The following is a 16,737-nucleotide window of genomic DNA, read 5'->3' on the forward strand; positions in this document are numbered from 1 at the left end:
AGCATGACAGCCCAAGGGGCTGCCGCTGCTCAGAACGTCGAAAATCCCAGGGCGGCCCGGAAGCGGTTCTTGACGTACACACCGTCGCGCGGCGGCAGCGCGCGCGGCGGTTCGTCCGGATTGATGAACACCTGGGCGAAGGCGACGCCACGGCGCGCCATCACGCGCTCGGCGACCTCGCCCGCCCTGCCCGTTTCTTTGACGGCAAACGCGTCCTTGATGCCAAACCCCTGCGCCACGGCCACCAGGTCTGTGCCCAGGCTGGTGTGGCTGCGCTGCATCCCGGTCTCGCCGAAGTGGCCGTTGTCCAGCACCACGATGGTCAGGTTCCTGGGCTGCTTGGCGCCGACGGTGCCCAGCGTGCCCACGCCCATCAACTGTTCGCCGTCGCCGGTGATGACAAGCACCGGCCGGTCGGGTTGCGCCAGCGCCAGGCCCAGCCCCAGCGCCGCGGCGCCGCCCATGGCGCCCCATAGATAAAAATTCTTGTCCCGGTCGCCCGCGGCATAGACGTCATAGGATGGCGAGCCCAGGCCCGAGACGATCAGCGCGTCCGGCGAAGCCGCGATCAGTTGCGACACGAAGGCGCGGCGGTCCACGGCGCCCGAAGCATTCAAGGTGGTCGACATCAGTTGCGCTCCCACTTCTTACGTCCAATCAAGGTTTGCGACAGCAGGACGGCCACCTGCTCGCCGGCCAGAAATGCGGAATCGGCAGCGGCACTGACGATCTCTCCGACCTCGTCGGGGTTCGACGCCCGCAGCACCGTGATGCCCATCAGTTCAAGCGCCTGCTGGGTGGTCTTGCCCATCGGCCCCTGCCACGGATTGAATTCCGCGTACTCGCCCCGCATCGTCACCAGCGTGAGGAAGGGAAAGTTGCAGCTGCGCAGCAGCGAGAACATGTTCACGCAATTGCCCACGCCGCTGCTTTGCATCAGCAGCGCGGCGCGCTGGCCGCCCAGCCACGCGCCGCTGACGACGGCGACGCCCTCTTCTTCGGTGGTCAGGACCACGTCGGTGATTTCCGGATCTAGTTGCGCCTGCCGGATGGCATAGGAATGGCCGGCGTCCGGCACGTAGGCGATCTGGCGGATGCCGCCGGCTTTCAGCGCGTCGAACGCGGCTTGCTGCCAGGCAGGGGCCTCGGTGGTAGTTGAAGTCATGAGTGGGTTTCCCGGTGGCTAAGTGCTGCGAGGTATCTTATGTCGCTATAGAATCGCCAACTAAATAGAATTTCGTGATGGAAATCATCACCCTTGCGCATACCCGGAGCCGCAGATGGATTTGAAGCAACTAAAGGCGTTCGTCACCGTGGCCGAGACCGGCAGCGTGACCAGCGCCGCCCGCTTGCTGAACATCGTGCAGCCGGCGGTTTCCCGGCAATTGAAGCTGCTGGAAGACGATATCGGCACGCCGCTCTTCACGCGCGGACGCCTCGGCATGGAACTGACCGACGCCGGCAAGACGCTCGAGGACTATGCGCGGCGTGCGCTGAACGAACTGGACCGCGCCCGCGCCGAGATCCGGCCGTCCAGCGGCACGGTGGGCGGCATCGTCACCGTGGGCCTCTTGCCCAGCACGGCAGACATGCTGTCCAGCGCGCTGCTGTCCGCCGTGGCGGCGCACTTCCCCGGCATCCGCCTGCGGCTGACGTCGGGGTATGCCGGGCACCTGCAGTCGTGGCTGGAGACCGGCGACGTTGACATCGCGCTGCTGTACGACTCCAAGCCGAATCCCGCGCTGAAGTTCCGCACCTTGCTGGAAGAGAGCCTGTGGTTCGTGGGACCGCCGGACAGCGGACTTGATACCCGCACGCCCGTTCGCATGGCCGACATCATCGGCCGGCCGCTTGTGCTGCCGGGCGCGCCGCATGGACTGCGGTCGCTGGTCGAGCAGGCTGCACGTACACAAGAGACCGAGTTGCACATCGTGGCCGAGACCAATGCGATGAGCGTGCAGAAGCGCCTGGTGCTGGACGGGCACGGCTACACCATCCTGCCGTCGATCGCCGTGGCCGACGACGTCGATCGCGCAATCCTGGCCGCTGCCCCGGTCGTGGATCCGCTGCTGGTGCGGCGCATCGTGCTGGCGCAACCCGCCACCCGCCCCATCGCCAATTCGGTGCATTGCGTCATGAACGAATTGATCCAATGCGCCCGCGATGCAGTGCGCAATGCACGCTGGCCTTCCGCTCGCTGGTTGGCCAAGTAGTCCCGTGGCCCGCCGGATAGATCGCGCGCCGGCCGGGCCATCTCCCGCCGTGATGAATTCCATCACGAAATTCTATTTATTCGGCCTTTTCATAACGGATTAATCTGGGACACCCGAAAGCGCTATCTGGCCGACATGTCCCACCTGATTGATATCGAACTCCCCGCCGGCGCAAGGACGGAAACACGGCTTATCCCCGGTCCGGCCGGTCCGCTGGAATTGCTGATTGACCGCCCCGCGACGTCGCGCGTTGGGGTGGCCATCATCACCCATCCACAACCGCTGTTGGGCGGCACGCCGCGCCACAAGATCCCGCACCGACTGGCGCACGGCGTCCGCGACGCCGGATGGCTTGCGATACGGCCCAGCTTTCGGGGCGTGGGCGCCAGCGCCGGCGTGTACGACCACGGTCTGGGCGAAGCCGACGACATACTTGCCGTCGTGCGTGCCGTGCGTGCCGAAGCCCCCGATACGCCGCTGGCGCTCATTGGCTTTTCGTTCGGCGCTTACGCCCTGGCCCACGCGATTCGCGCGCTGGCCGACCAGGACGCCGCGCCTGCCGCCTTCATCCTGGCCGGGCTGCCGGTTGGCGCCGTCGAGGCAGACCGGGTCTACGACACGCCCCCCTTGCCCGCCGACGTGGTGCTGATCCATGGCGAATCGGACACGCAGGCGCCCTTGGCGCCGCTGCTGGCGTGGGCACGGCCCACGTCTCATCCGATCATCGTCGTGCCGGGCGCGGACCACTTTTTCAGCCATTCGCAAGACCTGCTGCTGTCACTCGTCCTTGCGCATCTTCCCAAGGAGGCCGCCAAGGCTCGTACAGATTGATCGCGGCGCCTTTTCACACCTCCCCGACACGCCACCGAGCAAGAGGGAGGGTTCAACAAGGAGACAACCATGCGCTTTCCCATCAAGCGTTGGGCGTGCGGCGCCCTCGTATCCGCGTTCAGCGCGGCCGTCATGGCGGCCGCCCCGTATCCGGACAAACCGATACGCCTCATCGTGCCGTGGCCCGCGGGCGGCTCGGCGGACACCATTGGCCGCTCGCTGGGCGATGCCTTGGGCAAGCGCCTGAATGCGACGGTCGTGGTCGAAAACGTGGCGGGCGCTTCCGGCACCATCGCAACCACTCAATTCGCCCGCGCCGCGCCGGACGGCTACACCCTCCTGCTGGCCAGCAGCTCGGCCAACGTCTCGGCGCCCAATCTGTATGCCAAGGTGCATTTCGATCCGATCAAGGACTTCACGCCGATAGGTGAAGTCGCGCTGGTGCCCAGCGTGCTCATCGTCCCCGAGAACTCGCCGTTCAAGCGTCCGGCCGACATCGTGGCGGCGGCGCGCAAGCAACCCGGCAAACTGACCTACGGCTCCGGCGGCACCGGCAACTCGGGACATCTGTCGGGCGAACTGTTTCGCGCGATCAACAAGATCGAGGTCACGCATGTGCCGTACAAGGGCAACAACCCTGCCTTGACCGACCTGATGGGCGGACGGCTGGACTACATGTTCGACAACGGCGCGATCGGGCACATCCAGAGCCAGCGCGTCCGCGCGTTGGCGGTTGCCTCAGACGCCCGGCTCAAGGCCATCCCCGACGTGCCCACGTTCGAGGAACTGGGCATGGCCGGCATGCAATTGACCACCTGGTTCGGCCTGGCGGCGCCGGCAGGCACGCCCGCGCCCATCGTGGACAAGCTGAGCAGCGCCCTGAACGCCGTGATGTCCGATCCCGCCTATTCGCAACGGCTCATCGCCATGGGCGTGGAACTGCGTCAAAGCACGCCCGCAGCGTTCACGGCGTTCTGGGCGGAGGAACTGGACCGCTATCGCCAGCTCATCCAATCCGCAGGCATCCAGGTCAACTGACGCGCGAGGGCGCACGACAGCCATTCAAGGAGACAGGCATGAAGGCAAACGAATTTCAGCGGGTTCTCGTGGCCGGGGCGCTTGCCCTGGCGGCCAACGTGGCGCATGCCGCGTGGCCGGACGACCGTCCGATCGAACTGGTGGTGGGTTTCGCCCCCGGCGGCGGTACGGACGTGATGGCGCGGCTGGTGGCCCAGCACATGGAAAAGCGTTTGGGCGACAAGGCGCGGATCATCGTGATCAACAAGCCCGGCGCGGGCGGAGAAATCGCGGTGCGCTACGTGGCCGCCGCGAAGCCGGACGGCTACACGCTGGGCATGATCAACGCGCCCGGCTTCGTGTACCTGCCCGTCAGCAAGGGCGCGAAGTACAAGCCCGACGACGTCCGGCTCATCGCCCGTCTGGTCGACGACCCGCTGCTCTTCATCAAGCGCCGCGGATCCAGCGCGCCGGATGACCTGCCGGCGCTCGTCGCGAAGCTGAAGCAGTCGCCCGAATCGCTGTCGTTCGGTCATAGCGGCGACGGCACGACCGGACATCTGGCGCTGATGGACATGGAGCGCAGCCAGAACGTGCGAGGCACCAGCGTGCCGTTCAAGGGCGGCGGCGACATCCGCCTGGGGATCCTGGGCGATCACATCAACTACGGCCTGATCACCGTGAGCGAGGTGCCGGAACTCGCCGACCCGAAAGGCCCCTTCGAGGCCATCGCCATCGCCAGCGACAAGCGCCATAACGCCATCCCCACCGCGACGGAATCCGGGGTGCCGCTGCTGTATTCGTCCGAGCGCGGCATGGGCGGCCCGGCAACCTTGCCGGACGCCATTCGCGACAAGCTGGAACAGGCGCTCCAGGACACCCTCCAGGACCCCGCCTTCCTGGCGGCATCCGGGCGCGACGCGGCCGTGCTGGCCTTTCAGCCGGGCGAGGAATGGCGGGCCAGCCTGGCCCGGCAGACACGCGCCTTCGAGCAAGAAGCCGCCGCAAAAAAGTAGGCGGCCGACGCCGGGCAGCGCTTGCCGCGCCGCCTGGCATCACCCTTCCGGACGCCGCTTGCGATGCGTCTTTTCAAGCCACTGCACCGCCACCTCGACCAGCGGGTGAAAGCGCGCCGCATTCCACGCCAACGCGGCGGTAACCACCATGATCTTTTCCTTCAACGGCCGGATGACGACGTTCGCCGGCGCCAGCTTCTTCATGGACGCCGGCACCAGCGCCACGCCCTGGCCGCATCCCACATAGGCGACCTGCGAGGCCACCGACCGCACCTCGTGCAGCACGCGGGGCGTGAAGCCGTGGGCGCGGCAGATCGCGGTGAGCATGTCGAAATACACGGGGCTCACCTGCCGGGACGACATAACAAGCTGCTCCGCCGCCAACGACTGAAGACGCACGCGAGGCAGCGCCGCCAGCTTGTGGTCGTCAGGCAGCGCCACGGCCAGCCGGTCCTCGGTCAACGGCAGCGTCGAGATGCCCTCGCCGACGTCGCCATCGATGCGCACGAACGCCATGTCCAGTTCTCCCGACAGCAGCGCCGGCACCGCCTCGACACTGTCGATCTCCCGCACGAAGACCGTCAGGCTCGGGTGCGCCCGCTTCAGCTCATTGAGCAGCGGCGGAACGGTGTCCAGCATCGCCGAGGTGATCGCGCCCACATGCAGCACGCCCGACTGGCCCGACGCGACCTCCCGCACGACGCGCTCCAGGTGTTCGACCTGACCGGCAAACTGGCGCACCGCGGGCAGGATCGCCGCGCCCGCCGCCGACAACTGCGTACCCCGGCGCGAGCGTTCGAAGAGTTGGAGTTTCAGCGATTGTTCCAACACCTTGATCTGCTCGGTCAGCGGCGGCTGCGACATGCCCAGCCGCGCTGCCGCCCGTCCGAAATGCCGTTCCTCGGCCACCGCCAGAAACATCCACAGTTGCCGTATCAGCCTGAAGTCGATCGTGCTCATGCCCTGCCCTCGTTGCCGGTTGCGCGCTGCCGCGCTGATCCTGAAACCGTATCACAGAGATACTTGAAAACGAATTTATCTATCACGACGCGCTTCCCATAATGAAGCCTTCACTCAGGAGGTTTCCCCATGTCCCAAGCATCCACGCTCGACCGCCTTGCCTCGCTGGACACCAATACCGTCTCGGACGCCCTGGACTTTCTGGGACTGCCCGGCGCCACCTACGGCCTGCGGCCGCTGTGGGACTGCCCGAAGATCGTGGGCCGCGCCAGCACCATCCAACTGGGTCCCAAGACGGACGCCAAGCCGGCCGTGCATCTGATCTCTCCCGTCATCGACGCCGTGCAGACCGGCGACCGCGTGCTGGTCATCGCCGGCGGCGCCGAGGGCATTTCCTGCTGGGGCGACATTCTGGCCAATGCGGCGCGTGTCAAACACGTGCGAGGATCGGTCATCGACGGCCTGAGCCGCGACATCGAAGGCAGCGAATCGATCGGCTATCCCGTCTATGGACGCGGCGTCACCATGATCAGCGCCCGCAACCGCGTCATCCAGATCGATGCCGGCAAGCCCGTGCAGATGGCCGGCGTGACGGTGCATGAAGACGATTACGTCATCGCGGACCGGTGCGGCGCCGTGTTCGTGCTGGCCGCCCGAATCGATGAAGTGCTGGATCTTGCCGAACGCATTGCAAAGCGGCAGGACGGCATGGTCGCCGCCGTGCGCGCGGGCCGCTCGGTCGCCGAGGTCATGCACGACAAGGAATTCGAAGCCATCCACGCGAAGTGATCCAACGCGCCCTCGCTGCCCCACTCACCCAAGGAACGACGATGACAAACCCCAAGAGAGCCGCCGCACACGACCAGGAGCTGGTCGCCCTATTCGAAGGACTGGATACGCCGGGCGTGTCCGACGCCATGGACAAGCTGGGCCTGCACGGCCAGGCGCTTGGCATCATGCCGCTGGACAACTATGCCCGCCCGGTTGTCGGCCCCGCCTTCACGGTCAGGTACGTTCCTGCCGCGACGCCCGCCGGCACCGTTGGCGACTTCATCGACGAGGTCGCCGAAGGCGACATCGTGGTGATCGACAACGATGGCCGCACCGACTGCACGGTGTGGGGCGACATCATGACGCAATACGCCGGCCTGCGCGGCATCGCCGGCACCGTGATTGACGGCGTGTGCCGCGACGTGGGCAAGGCGCTGGGCGACGGCTATCCGGTTTTCAGCGCCGGCCGCTTCATGCGCACCGGCAAGGACCGGGTGGAGGTGGAGTCGGTCAACACCACCGTCGCGGTGGGGACCGTGCGCGTGGCCGCGCGTGACATCGTGGTGGCCGACGCCAACGGTGTGGTGATCGTTCCGCGCGAGCGCGCCCGTGAAGTGGCCGAGACCGCGCGCAAGATCGAAGCCGTGGAGGCCGCGATCCGCGAGCGGATCAGCCAGGGGGCGACCATCCGCGAAGCGCGCGCCGCGCTGGGCTATCACCTGCTGCAACGCAAGGCCTGATTGTTTTTTTAATGTACTTTGCACATGAAAAACCTAGGGTAAACACCTCCTTTCGCCCCATAAATTGCCGATCTATAAACACGTATTGTTTTTTTTATGTGTTTCTAAGATGAAAATCGCACTGATTGGATGCGGCGAGGTCGGCCACTGCTACACCCGTGCCTGGATCGCCGCAGGACATCGCATCGTCGGCATCTGCGACCTGCGCTCGGACGCGGAAATGGCGGATCGCGCCAAGGCCGCGGACGCGGCCTTGCATGCCGAACCGGGCGCCTGGCTGGCCGAGGCCGACGTCGTGGTCTCGGCCGTGTACGGCTACAGCGCGGCGGAAGTCGCCGCGCAGGCCTTTCCCCACATGCGCGCCGGCGCCGTCTACGCCGACTTCACCACGGCCAGCGCGCCCGACATGCAGAAGGCGGCCGCCGCCGCTGCCGCGAGCGCCATCCCGTTCATGGACGTGGCCATCATGGGCGCCATCGCCCTGCTCGCCGAAAAGACGCCACTGCTATGCGCCGGCGAGGGCGCGGCAGTGGTGACGGCGCTGGGCGAAAGCGCGGGCGCCACGGTCCGGATCATCGAAGGCAAGCCCGGCGACGCGGTGCGTTTGAAGCTCTTGCGCAGCATCATGACCAAAGGCATGGAAAGCCTGGCCGTCGAATGCCTGGTGGCGGCCGAGCGCATGGGTCTGCGCGAATCGCTGTACGAAGTGCTGGCCGACATCGACCGCACGCCGTTGACCGCGTTCATGGACTCGTTCGTGCGCTCGCACGTGCTGCATGCGCCGCGCCGGCTGGCCGAAGTGCGCGAAGCGCGCGACCAGTTGCAGGAAGCGGGCCTTGAGCCGCTGGTGCTTGATGGCGTCGAACAGCTCTTTGCGCGATCCACCCGTGGCATCGAGGCCGCGCGCGCCAAGGGCGAAGCCCCGGCGCCCGATACGGTCGAGGCGCGCCTGGCCTGGCTGACCACGCTGGCCCGCCAGTCCTGACACCCCCACCGCGCCACAGAGCGCGGACCGAATCTGCAAACACTTCGTGAGGAAGACAATGAAACTGTTCAAGAAACTGCTGGCCGCAACGCTCGTGCTGGGCTGCGCCGCCGCGCATGGCGCCGACCTGGGCAAGTCCCCCATCACCCTGATCTCGCCGTTTCCCCCCGGCGGCGGCACCGACACCCTGACGCGCATGATCGGCAGCGCCATCAGTCAGGACGCCGGCTGGAACATCGTCGTCGAGAACAAGCCCGGCGCCGGCGGCAACCTGGCGCTGGACGCCACGGCGCGCGCTCAACCCGACGGCCATACGCTGGTCATGGCGCAGACCGACAACATCGTGCTGAACCCCTGGCTCTACAGCAAGCTCAGCTACGACACCTTCAAAGACTTCAAGCCGGTCGGCCCCGTGGCGTCTTCGCCCAGCGTCTTCGTCGTGGTGCCCGATTCGCCGTTCAAGACCATCGCCGACGTCGTCAAGGCCGCGCAGGCGCGCCCCAACCAGGTTTCGCTCGGCATTCCCGGCATCGGCGGCACGGGCGACCTGACCGGCTACTTGTGGCGCAAGGCCGCCAACATGGAACTGATGCACGTGCCGTACCGCGGCTGGAGCCAGGCGTTCCCCGACCTGGCCAGCGGCCGGATCGACATCTACGTGGGCTCCGTCGCGTCGCTGCTGCCGCAGATCCGCGGCGGCAAGGTGCGCGCGCTGGGCGTCGTCGCGAGCGAGCGTTCGCCCGCCCTGCCCGACGTGCCGACCTTTCCTGAAAGCGGTTTTCCGACCATCAACCAGTCGATCTGGTGGGGCCTGATGGCCCCGGGCAAGACGCCCGATGACGTGATCGCCGCGCTGAACAGCGAGCTGCAGAAGGTGCAGTCCAACCCCGAACTGATCAAGAAGCTTGAAGACGCCGGCTACAGCGTGCTCAAGGGCTCGCCCGAAGACCTGGCGCGCCGCCACCGCACGGACCACGACGCCTTCGGCAAGGTCGTGCAGGAAGCCGGCATTCCCAAGCAGTGAACCCGATTTTTAGCTATTCCGCTATCAGGAGCAGTGATGACAGGTTTTGAAATCCACGCCCGCCAACGCGCGGTCAGCAAGGAACTGGTCGACAAATTCCGCCAGGTGCCGGTCGCCAACGTCAGCGACTGCATGTCGCGCATGACGGCCGGCGGCGCGCGCCTGCGGCCCATGCACGACGGCACGCCACTGGCCGGCCCGGCCCTCACCGTGCGCACGCGTCCTGGCGACAACCTGCTGGTGCACAAGGCGCTGAGCCTGGCGCAACCGGGCGACGTCATCGTGGTCGACGCCGGCGGCGATCTGACCAACGCGATCATCGGCGAGATCATGACGACCTACGCCGAGTCGCGCGGCATCGCGGGCATCATCATCAACGGCGCCATCCGCGACTGCGGCACCATCCGCCGCAGCGCGTTTCCCGTCTATGCGGCCGGCGTCACGCACCGCGGCCCGTACAAGGACGGCCCCGGCGAGATCAACTGCGTGGTCGCGCTGGACGGCATGACCATCGCCCCGGGCGATCTGATCCTGGGCGACGACGACGGGCTGCTTGCCGTGCCGTTCGATCAGGCGCAGGCCATTTTTGAGGCCGCAGCGGCAAAGCACGACGTGGAAACCAAGATGCTGGCGGACATTGCTGCGGGCACGCTGGATACGTCGTGGGTCGACGCCCGTCTGCGCGCGTTGGGTTGCACGGGAGTCTAGCCATGAGCGGTGCGGCACTCAGCAGGCCTCAGTTGCGCGTGGCGCGTCTGGATCTGTGGATCGATCCGGTGTTCGACGAGACCATTGCGCGGGACGGCACGCTGGACCTGCGCGTGCTGCCGGCCGGCGGCGACGCGGTGACGGCGGCCGGCCTGGCCGGCGCGCATGCATACCACGTCAGTGCGGCCAAGGACGAGGTGCCGGCACGCTGGCAAGTGTCGGCGGACCTGCTGGCCCAGTGTCCGCAATTGTTGTGCGTGTCGTCGGGCGGCGCGGGTTACGACACGGTGGACGTGGCCGCATGCACCCGCGCGGGCGTGGCGGTCGTCAACCAGGCCGGCGCCAATGCCGCATCGGTCGCAGAAATGACCTTTGCCCTGCTGCTGTCGCTGGTCAAGCGGCTGGGCGAATCGGAAGCCGCACTGCGCGCGGGCACCGCCGTCAGCCGCGAAGCCCTGATGGGTCACGAGATCGAAGGCCGCGTCATCGGCATCGTGGGCATCGGCGAGATCGGACGCAGGGTGGCGCGGATCGCAACGGGCTTCGGTATGAAGGTCATTGCGTACGACCCGCTGCTGACGGACGCACAGATCGCCGAACGCGGCGCCGCGCCCGTCTCGTTCGATGCGCTGCTGGAACAGGCAGACATCGTCAGCCTGCACTGCCCGCTGAACGCCGTCACGCGAGGGATGGTCGACGCCGCCGCCTTGCGCCGGATGAAGCGCGGCGCGCTGTTCGTCTCCACCGCACGCGGCGGCATCCATGAGGAAGACGCCCTGCTCGCGGCGCTGGAATCTGGTCATATTGCGGGTGCTGGCCTGGACGTCTGGCAGGTGGAACCGCCGCCTCCGCGCAGCGGCCTGTTGCAGCGGCCGGACGTGGCCGCCGCCTTCCACACGGGCGGCGTCACGCACGAAGGCCGCCGCAAGGTGGCGCAGGGTTCGGCCACGCAGATCCTGGACATGCTCGCCGGGCGCAAGCCGGCGCGTCTGCTCAATCCCGAGGTCTGGCCGCGCTTTCTGGCGCGTCTGGCGGAGCACGGGGTGAAGGTGTAGAACCCGCCTGCGCGGCGGCCAACGCCTCGGCGCCCATGGTCCCGCGCGCCGTTGTTATAGTCCCAGCTTCCAAATCCGAGAAGAGCCAAGCCGCGTCATGTCGAGCGCCAGTGATTACGTATACGGAGAGTTGCGCCGCCGCCTGATGGCCGGCTCGTTCCTGCCCGGCGAACCGCTGCGCGAGGAGCACATCGCCGCGCAGCTTTCCGTCAGCCGCACGCCCGTGCGCAACGCGATCGAACGCCTGATCGCGGACGGCCTGGTCACCCGCGAAGGCCGGCGCGGCGCGGTCGTGCTGGGCTGGCAGGACCGCGACATCGACGAGGCCTTCGAGCTGCGCATGCTGCTCGAACCCTATTCCGCCAAGGCCGCCGCCGAGCGCGCCACGCCCGAACAGATCGACGAACTGGACCGCATCAACCAGTGCATGCTCGACGCCGTGAACTCCGGCGCGCCCGATCATGTGGCCCAGGTCCAGCACTACAACAATCTGTTCCACCACGCCCTGCTCAACGCCGCGCAGTCCGCGCGGGTGCGGTCCCTGGTCGAGAACCTGCTGGACATGCCGATCATCATCGGCTCGTTCTACTTCTACGGCCGCGACGACATGCTGCGCAGCGTGGAACACCACCGCCAGATCATCGCCGCCATCCGCGCGCGCGATCCCGAATGCGCGGAGATCGCCGTGCGCTTTCATCTGGCGACGACCCATCTTCTGTTCCGGTCGCATCGCAAGGACGGCAAGACGGGCGGGTAGCCTGCGGCGGGATCATCGAAGGCCATTTGCCGCGACTCACCCGCGAGGCAGTGGCAAATGCATCGGGGCAGTGTCATCGACGTGTAGCAACCCGCCCCTAGAGTGTCGGCTCCGATTGAATCCCAAAGAGGACTCTCATTTTGAAATCGACACTCCGCATTGCGGCGGCTGGCGCCTGCCTGTCCGCTTTCTCCCTGGCAGCGCCCGCCGCGCTCGCCGCCACCGCCACCTCGGTCCAGCTTTATGGCCTGATCGACACCGGCCTGCAGTACCTCAGCAACGGTCCCGACGGCAACAGCAAGACGGGCATGAGCGCAGGCAATCTGAACGGTTCGCGTTGGGGTCTGAAGGGTTCCGAGGACCTGGGCGACGGCGTTTCCGCCATCTTCGTGCTTGAAAACGGCTTTGACTCCAGCAACGGCACCACGCTGCAAGGCGGACGGCTGTTCGGGCGCCAGGCCTACGTGGGCTTTTCCAGCAACTCGTGGGGCCGCCTGACGCTGGGGCGCCACAACACGCTGATGATCGAATGGATGAGCAAGTACAACCCGTTCGACAACGCCAACTTCTCGATCAAGCGGCCTGACGCCGCGTTCTCGGACCGTACCGACAACGCCGTCATGTATGTCGGCAAGCTGGGTCCCGTGTCCGTCGGCGGCTACTACAGCTTTGGCTGGAACAACGAACAGTCGTTCGATGACAGCAAGCTCGGACGCATGGTGGGCGGCGGTCTGCGCTACAAGTCGGGCGGTCTGGACGCCGCGGTGCTGTATCACTCGAAGAACGCTGACAAGCCCAAGACGGGCGCCAACAGCGGCAACCGCGAAGACCGCGTGGTCGCGGGCGCGTCGTACGACTTCGAGGACGTCAAGGTCTACGCCGGCTACCGCTGGCTGGACCAGAAGCTGACGCAGCGCAGCTACAAGAACAACATGACGTGGCTGGGCGCCAGCTACAAGCCGCAGGGCAACATGCGCCTGTCGGCTGCCGTCTACCACCTGAACGACTCGGTGTGCGACGACATGAACAATGCCGCCTGCCCCGCCGTACAGGCCGCCGGCACGGGCCAGAAGTCCACCATGATCGTGCTCGGCAATGAATACGATCTGTCCAAGCGCACCACGCTGTACGCGGTGGCGGCTTACGCCATCAACGACGACAAATCGTCCTTGAGCGTGGTCGGCGGCAAGTATGGCGCCAACGTCGAACCGGGCAAGAACCAGTTCGGCCTGAACCTCGGCATGCGGCATCGGTTTTGAACGCGCCCGCCTCCAATGCCGGCGGCACGGCCATCGCCGTGCGCGGCCTGCGGCATGCGTTCAACGGCCATACGGTGCTGGACGGCGTGGACCTGGACGTGTCTGCGGGCACGGTCCTGGCGCTGCTTGGGCCGTCCGGTTGCGGCAAGAGCACGCTGCTCAAGGCGCTGGCCGGCCTCTTGCGGCCGCAGCACGGCGACATCCGGTTCGGCGGCGCGGTGGTCAGCGGCGCGGGCCAGCACGAGCCGCCGGAGCGCCGGGGCCTGGGCATGGTGTTTCAGGACTACGCCCTCTGGCCGCACATGAGCGTGGCCAGCAACGTGGGCTTTCCGCTTGAAATGCGGGGCGTCTCGCGCCGCGAGCGCCCCGCGCTCGTGCGCGACGCCCTTGCCATGGTCGGCCTGCACGAACATGCCGAACGCCGCCCTGCCGACCTGTCCGGCGGCCAGCAGCAGCGCGTGGCGCTGGCGCGCGCCATTGTCGCCCGCCCGCGCGTGCTGCTGTTCGACGAACCCCTCTCCAACCTGGACCGGACGCTGCGCGAAACGCTATGCGCCGAGATCGGCGCGCTGCTGCGCCGCATCGGCACGACCGCCGTCTACGTCACCCACGACCACGAGGAAGCCCATGCGCTGGCGCACACGATCGCCCGCATGCAAAACGGCCGCATCGCCGAACTCGTGTCGGTCAACAAGGACTCTGCTTAAATGTCACTCGCACCTTCTTCCCAACTACTCGCAACGCTCTTCATGACGCTTTCTATCGGATTGGCCTCGGGCCAGGCCAAGGCGCTGACCGTCTACACCGCCGGACCGGGCGGCCTCATCAAGCAACTGGCAGCCGGCTTCCAGGACAAGACCGGCATCAAGGTGGACGTGTTCCAGGCCACCACGGGCAAGGTCATGGCGCGCCTGGAGGCCGAAGCGGCCAACCCGCGCGCCGACGTGCTGATCTCGGCCTCCTGGGACACCGCCCAGGACCTGGACCAGCGCGGCTGGCTGATGGCCTACGAAAGCCCGAACGCCGCGCAGGTGCCTGCGCGCTTCAAGGCGCCCACCTATGTCGCGCAAGGCATCTCGGCGCTGGGCATCGTCTGGAACACGAAGAGAGGCACGCCCGAACCGCGCGACTGGTCAGATCTGACCGCCCCCCAATTCAAGCAGTTGGTCACCATGCCGGATCCGGCCCTGTCAGGCGCGTCGCTCGACCTGCTGCTGGGTCTGCAAAACGCCCAGGGCGAGGCCGCGTGGAAGCTGTTCGAAACGCTGCGCGACAACGGCATGACCATCTCCGGCCCCAATGCCCAAGCGTTGACGCCAGTGCTGCAAGGCGCCAAGGCGGCGGTGTTCGGCGCGGTGGATTACGTGTCGTATGCCAGCGTCGCCAAGGGCGAATCGGTGAAGGTCATCTTCCCGTCCAGCGGCACCGCGATCGCTCCGCGTCCCATGATGATCCTGAAGACCGCGCGCCAGGCCGACGAGGCGCGCAAGTTCGTGGATTACGTGCTGTCCGAAGAAGGCCAGCGCGCCGTCGCGGACGCCTGGCTGATGCCCGCGCGTCAGGACGTGGCGGCCAAGCGGCCCGTGTTCAAGGACCTGGCCCTGCTTCCCGATACCGCCACCGAATCCGGCGCCAGCCGGGCCGAGGTGCTGACCCGCTTCGGCCGGATCTTCGGCCAACACTGACAGGCCGGGATGCCGGCCTGCCCGGCATCCGATCCCCTCCATGAAAAGCATCTATCTCCTGGCGGCCGCCACCCTGGCCGCCCTGGCGGTGCTCGTCGCCTTGCCCATGGCGTTCGTGGCGCTGCAAGCCGTGTTTCCCCATCTGGGCGAAGGTTCGCTACGCGATCCGTTCGGCGCCTGGCCTGCGACGCTGGGCAGTCCCGGCACGCTCAGCCTGATCGGCGGCACGCTGAAACTGGGCCTTGGCGTGGCGGCGGTCAGCGCGGCCATCGGCATTCCGCTTGGTGCCCTGCGCGGGCTTTTCCGCGTGCCGCTGGCGCGGATGTGGGACCTGCTGTTCCTGGTTCCCTTTCTGCTTCCGCCGTACATCGCCGCGTTGTCGTGGACGATGGCATTGCAGCCGCGCGGCTATCTGGAACAGCTGACGGGCTTCAATCTTGGCCCGCTGCTGTTTTCGCCGACCGGCGTGACGTTGGCCATGGGCCTGGCGATCTTTCCCGTCGTGTACTTCGCCGTCTCGCGCAGCATGGCGGCCACCGGCGCGCGGATGGCGGACGTGGCACGCGTATTCGGCGCGGGTCCGTGGCGCGCCTTCGTGCGCGTCACGCTGCCGCTGGCGCTGCCTGCCATTGCCGCCAGCCTGCTGCTTGCGTTCACGCTCGCCATCGAGGAGTACGGCGTACCCGCGGCGCTCGGCTCGCAATCGGGCGTTGCCGTGCTGACTACCGCCATCGAACGCCGGCTGGCCGACTGGCCCATCGACCTGCCCGGCGCATCGCTGCTGTCGCTGGTGCTGGTGGCGCTGGCCCTGACCGCCTACGCCGTCCAACGCGCCGCGCTGGCGGGCCGGGGTTTCGAAACCACGACGGGCAAGCCTGCGCCGCTGGCGCGCGTTGAACTCGGCCCATGGCGCGCCCCCGTGCTGCTGGGTTTTGCCACGGTGGCGTTGATTGCGGTGGCGGCGCCCCTGGCGTCGATGCTGGCTGCCGCGCTGACGCGCAACGTGTCGGGCGGCCTGTCGGCCGGCAATCTGACGCTAGCCAACTTTGCCGCGCTGTTCGATGCGCGTGGCGACGCGTGGGAAGCCTTGTCGACCAGCCTGTCGCTGGCGAGCGGGACCGCCTTGCTGGCGGGCGCGGTCGGCCTGCTGGCGGCGTGGTGCATCGCGGGGCGGCACGTTCGCGGGGCCGCGCTGATCGACGCGCTGGCTTTGTTGCCTGCGGCATTGCCCGGCGTGGTGGTCGGCGTCGGCCTGATCCTGGCGTGGAACCAGCCGTTCTGGCCGGCCACGCCTTACGGGACCTGGGGCATCCTGCTGCTGTCGTACACCTGCCTGCTTCTGCCCTACCCGGTGCGGTATGTCGGCGCGGCCTTGGCGCAGATCGGCGCCAACCTGGAAGCGGCGGCGCGGGTCCACGGCGCCAGCGCAGCGCGCGCGCTGCGGCGCATCGTCCTGCCGCTGGTGTTGCCCGGGCTGGCGGCGTCGATGCTGATGGTGTTTGCGGTGGCGTCCCGGGAATTGGTGACGTCGCTGCTGCTGGCGCCGGCCGGCGTGCAGACCGTGTCGATCTTCGTGTGGCGGCAGTTCGAGCAGGGATCAGTGGGAGAAGGCATGGCGATGGCCGCGGTGGCCGTTGCCGTCAGCCTGTTGCTGATGCTGGCCGCTTCCGGCATCAGCCGCCGCCAACCCCGCTAGCAGGCGGGGCGGCGGGCACG

Annotated in this window: 18 protein-coding genes; 15 read left to right on the forward strand and 3 right to left on the reverse strand. The window is 67.3% G+C overall.

Annotation, left to right across the window (positions count from 1 at the left end; translation table 11 throughout):
- Positions 1 to 29: 29 nt before the first annotated feature.
- Positions 30 to 629 carry a thiamine pyrophosphate-dependent enzyme gene (locus AB3147_RS15720; RefSeq protein WP_367352366.1) on the reverse strand — a complete coding sequence of 200 codons (600 nt, stop codon included), beginning with the start codon at positions 627 to 629 and terminating at the stop codon, positions 30 to 32.
- Entirely contained in the window at positions 629 to 1,165 is a 537-nt protein-coding gene (locus AB3147_RS15725; RefSeq protein WP_105239255.1) for a phosphonopyruvate decarboxylase, read from the reverse strand. Before AB3147_RS15725 ends, AB3147_RS15720 begins: the two co-directional genes overlap by 1 nt.
- Before the next feature lie 115 nt (positions 1,166 to 1,280).
- Here AB3147_RS15725 and AB3147_RS15730 point away from each other — a divergent pair, with 115 nt between their 5' ends.
- From AB3147_RS15730 to AB3147_RS15745, 4 genes are all read left to right on the forward strand, one after another.
- Positions 1,281 to 2,213, forward strand: a complete 933-nt coding sequence (locus tag AB3147_RS15730; RefSeq protein WP_367352367.1) for a LysR family transcriptional regulator — start codon at positions 1,281 to 1,283, stop codon at positions 2,211 to 2,213.
- Between the two features lie 135 nt (positions 2,214 to 2,348).
- Positions 2,349 to 3,044: an alpha/beta hydrolase gene (locus AB3147_RS15735; protein ID WP_367352368.1), complete on the forward strand. Its 696-nt coding sequence runs from the start codon at positions 2,349 to 2,351 to the stop codon at positions 3,042 to 3,044.
- A gap of 69 nt (positions 3,045 to 3,113) precedes the next feature.
- Complete coding sequence (locus AB3147_RS15740; RefSeq protein WP_367352369.1) at positions 3,114 to 4,082, forward strand: Bug family tripartite tricarboxylate transporter substrate binding protein; 969 nt, start codon at positions 3,114 to 3,116, stop codon at positions 4,080 to 4,082.
- 38 nt (positions 4,083 to 4,120) lie between these two features.
- Complete coding sequence (locus AB3147_RS15745) at positions 4,121 to 5,077, forward strand: tripartite tricarboxylate transporter substrate binding protein (protein ID WP_367352370.1); 957 nt, start codon at positions 4,121 to 4,123, stop codon at positions 5,075 to 5,077.
- Between the two features lie 39 nt (positions 5,078 to 5,116).
- Here the strand turns inward: AB3147_RS15745 and AB3147_RS15750 are convergent, their stop codons facing one another.
- The gene (locus AB3147_RS15750; protein WP_367352371.1) at positions 5,117 to 6,037 is read right to left on the reverse strand and encodes a LysR substrate-binding domain-containing protein; all 921 of its coding nucleotides are present in this window, start codon (positions 6,035 to 6,037) and stop codon (positions 5,117 to 5,119) included.
- Between the two features lie 129 nt (positions 6,038 to 6,166).
- On the opposite strand from AB3147_RS15750, the gene AB3147_RS15755 reads away from it, so the two are divergent.
- From AB3147_RS15755 to AB3147_RS15805, 11 genes are all read left to right on the forward strand, one after another.
- A complete protein-coding gene (locus tag AB3147_RS15755; RefSeq protein ID WP_367352372.1) occupies positions 6,167 to 6,826 on the forward strand; it encodes an RraA family protein in 660 nt (219 codons plus the stop codon).
- A 41-nt stretch (positions 6,827 to 6,867) separates the two neighbouring features.
- Positions 6,868 to 7,548 (forward strand): RraA family protein, encoded by a 681-nt coding sequence (locus tag AB3147_RS15760; protein WP_367352373.1) that lies wholly within the window; start codon positions 6,868 to 6,870, stop codon positions 7,546 to 7,548.
- A gap of 109 nt (positions 7,549 to 7,657) precedes the next feature.
- On the forward strand, positions 7,658 to 8,533 hold the full coding sequence (locus tag AB3147_RS15765; protein WP_367352374.1) for an NAD(P)-binding domain-containing protein: 876 nt from the start codon (positions 7,658 to 7,660) through the stop codon (positions 8,531 to 8,533).
- Between the two features lie 58 nt (positions 8,534 to 8,591).
- The gene (locus AB3147_RS15770; RefSeq protein WP_175183700.1) at positions 8,592 to 9,557 is read left to right on the forward strand and encodes a Bug family tripartite tricarboxylate transporter substrate binding protein; all 966 of its coding nucleotides are present in this window, start codon (positions 8,592 to 8,594) and stop codon (positions 9,555 to 9,557) included.
- Positions 9,558 to 9,593: 36 nt separating this feature from the next.
- The gene (locus tag AB3147_RS15775) at positions 9,594 to 10,265 is read left to right on the forward strand and encodes an RraA family protein (protein ID WP_056561950.1); all 672 of its coding nucleotides are present in this window, start codon (positions 9,594 to 9,596) and stop codon (positions 10,263 to 10,265) included.
- Between the two features lie 2 nt (positions 10,266 to 10,267).
- Positions 10,268 to 11,320, forward strand: coding sequence for an NAD(P)-dependent oxidoreductase (locus tag AB3147_RS15780; RefSeq protein ID WP_367352375.1), 1,053 nt, complete (start codon positions 10,268 to 10,270; stop codon positions 11,318 to 11,320).
- 97 nt (positions 11,321 to 11,417) lie between these two features.
- Positions 11,418 to 12,077 (forward strand): GntR family transcriptional regulator, encoded by a 660-nt coding sequence (locus tag AB3147_RS15785; protein ID WP_175121215.1) that lies wholly within the window; start codon positions 11,418 to 11,420, stop codon positions 12,075 to 12,077.
- A 140-nt stretch (positions 12,078 to 12,217) separates the two neighbouring features.
- Positions 12,218 to 13,336: a porin gene (locus AB3147_RS15790; RefSeq protein WP_367352376.1), complete on the forward strand. Its 1,119-nt coding sequence runs from the start codon at positions 12,218 to 12,220 to the stop codon at positions 13,334 to 13,336.
- Positions 13,333 to 14,043 (forward strand): ABC transporter ATP-binding protein, encoded by a 711-nt coding sequence (locus AB3147_RS15795; protein WP_367352377.1) that lies wholly within the window; start codon positions 13,333 to 13,335, stop codon positions 14,041 to 14,043. The genes AB3147_RS15790 and AB3147_RS15795 overlap by 4 nt, the downstream gene beginning before the upstream one ends.
- Positions 14,044 to 14,085: 42 nt before the next feature.
- Complete coding sequence (locus AB3147_RS15800; protein ID WP_367352378.1) at positions 14,086 to 15,021, forward strand: ABC transporter substrate-binding protein; 936 nt, start codon at positions 14,086 to 14,088, stop codon at positions 15,019 to 15,021.
- 40 nt (positions 15,022 to 15,061) lie between these two features.
- Positions 15,062 to 16,717: an ABC transporter permease gene (locus AB3147_RS15805; protein ID WP_367352379.1), complete on the forward strand. Its 1,656-nt coding sequence runs from the start codon at positions 15,062 to 15,064 to the stop codon at positions 16,715 to 16,717.
- Positions 16,718 to 16,737 lie beyond the last annotated feature (20 nt).

It is taken from the genome of Achromobacter animicus, assembly GCF_040775605.1.
GTDB classification, from domain to species: domain Bacteria; phylum Pseudomonadota; class Gammaproteobacteria; order Burkholderiales; family Burkholderiaceae_B; genus Achromobacter; species Achromobacter animicus.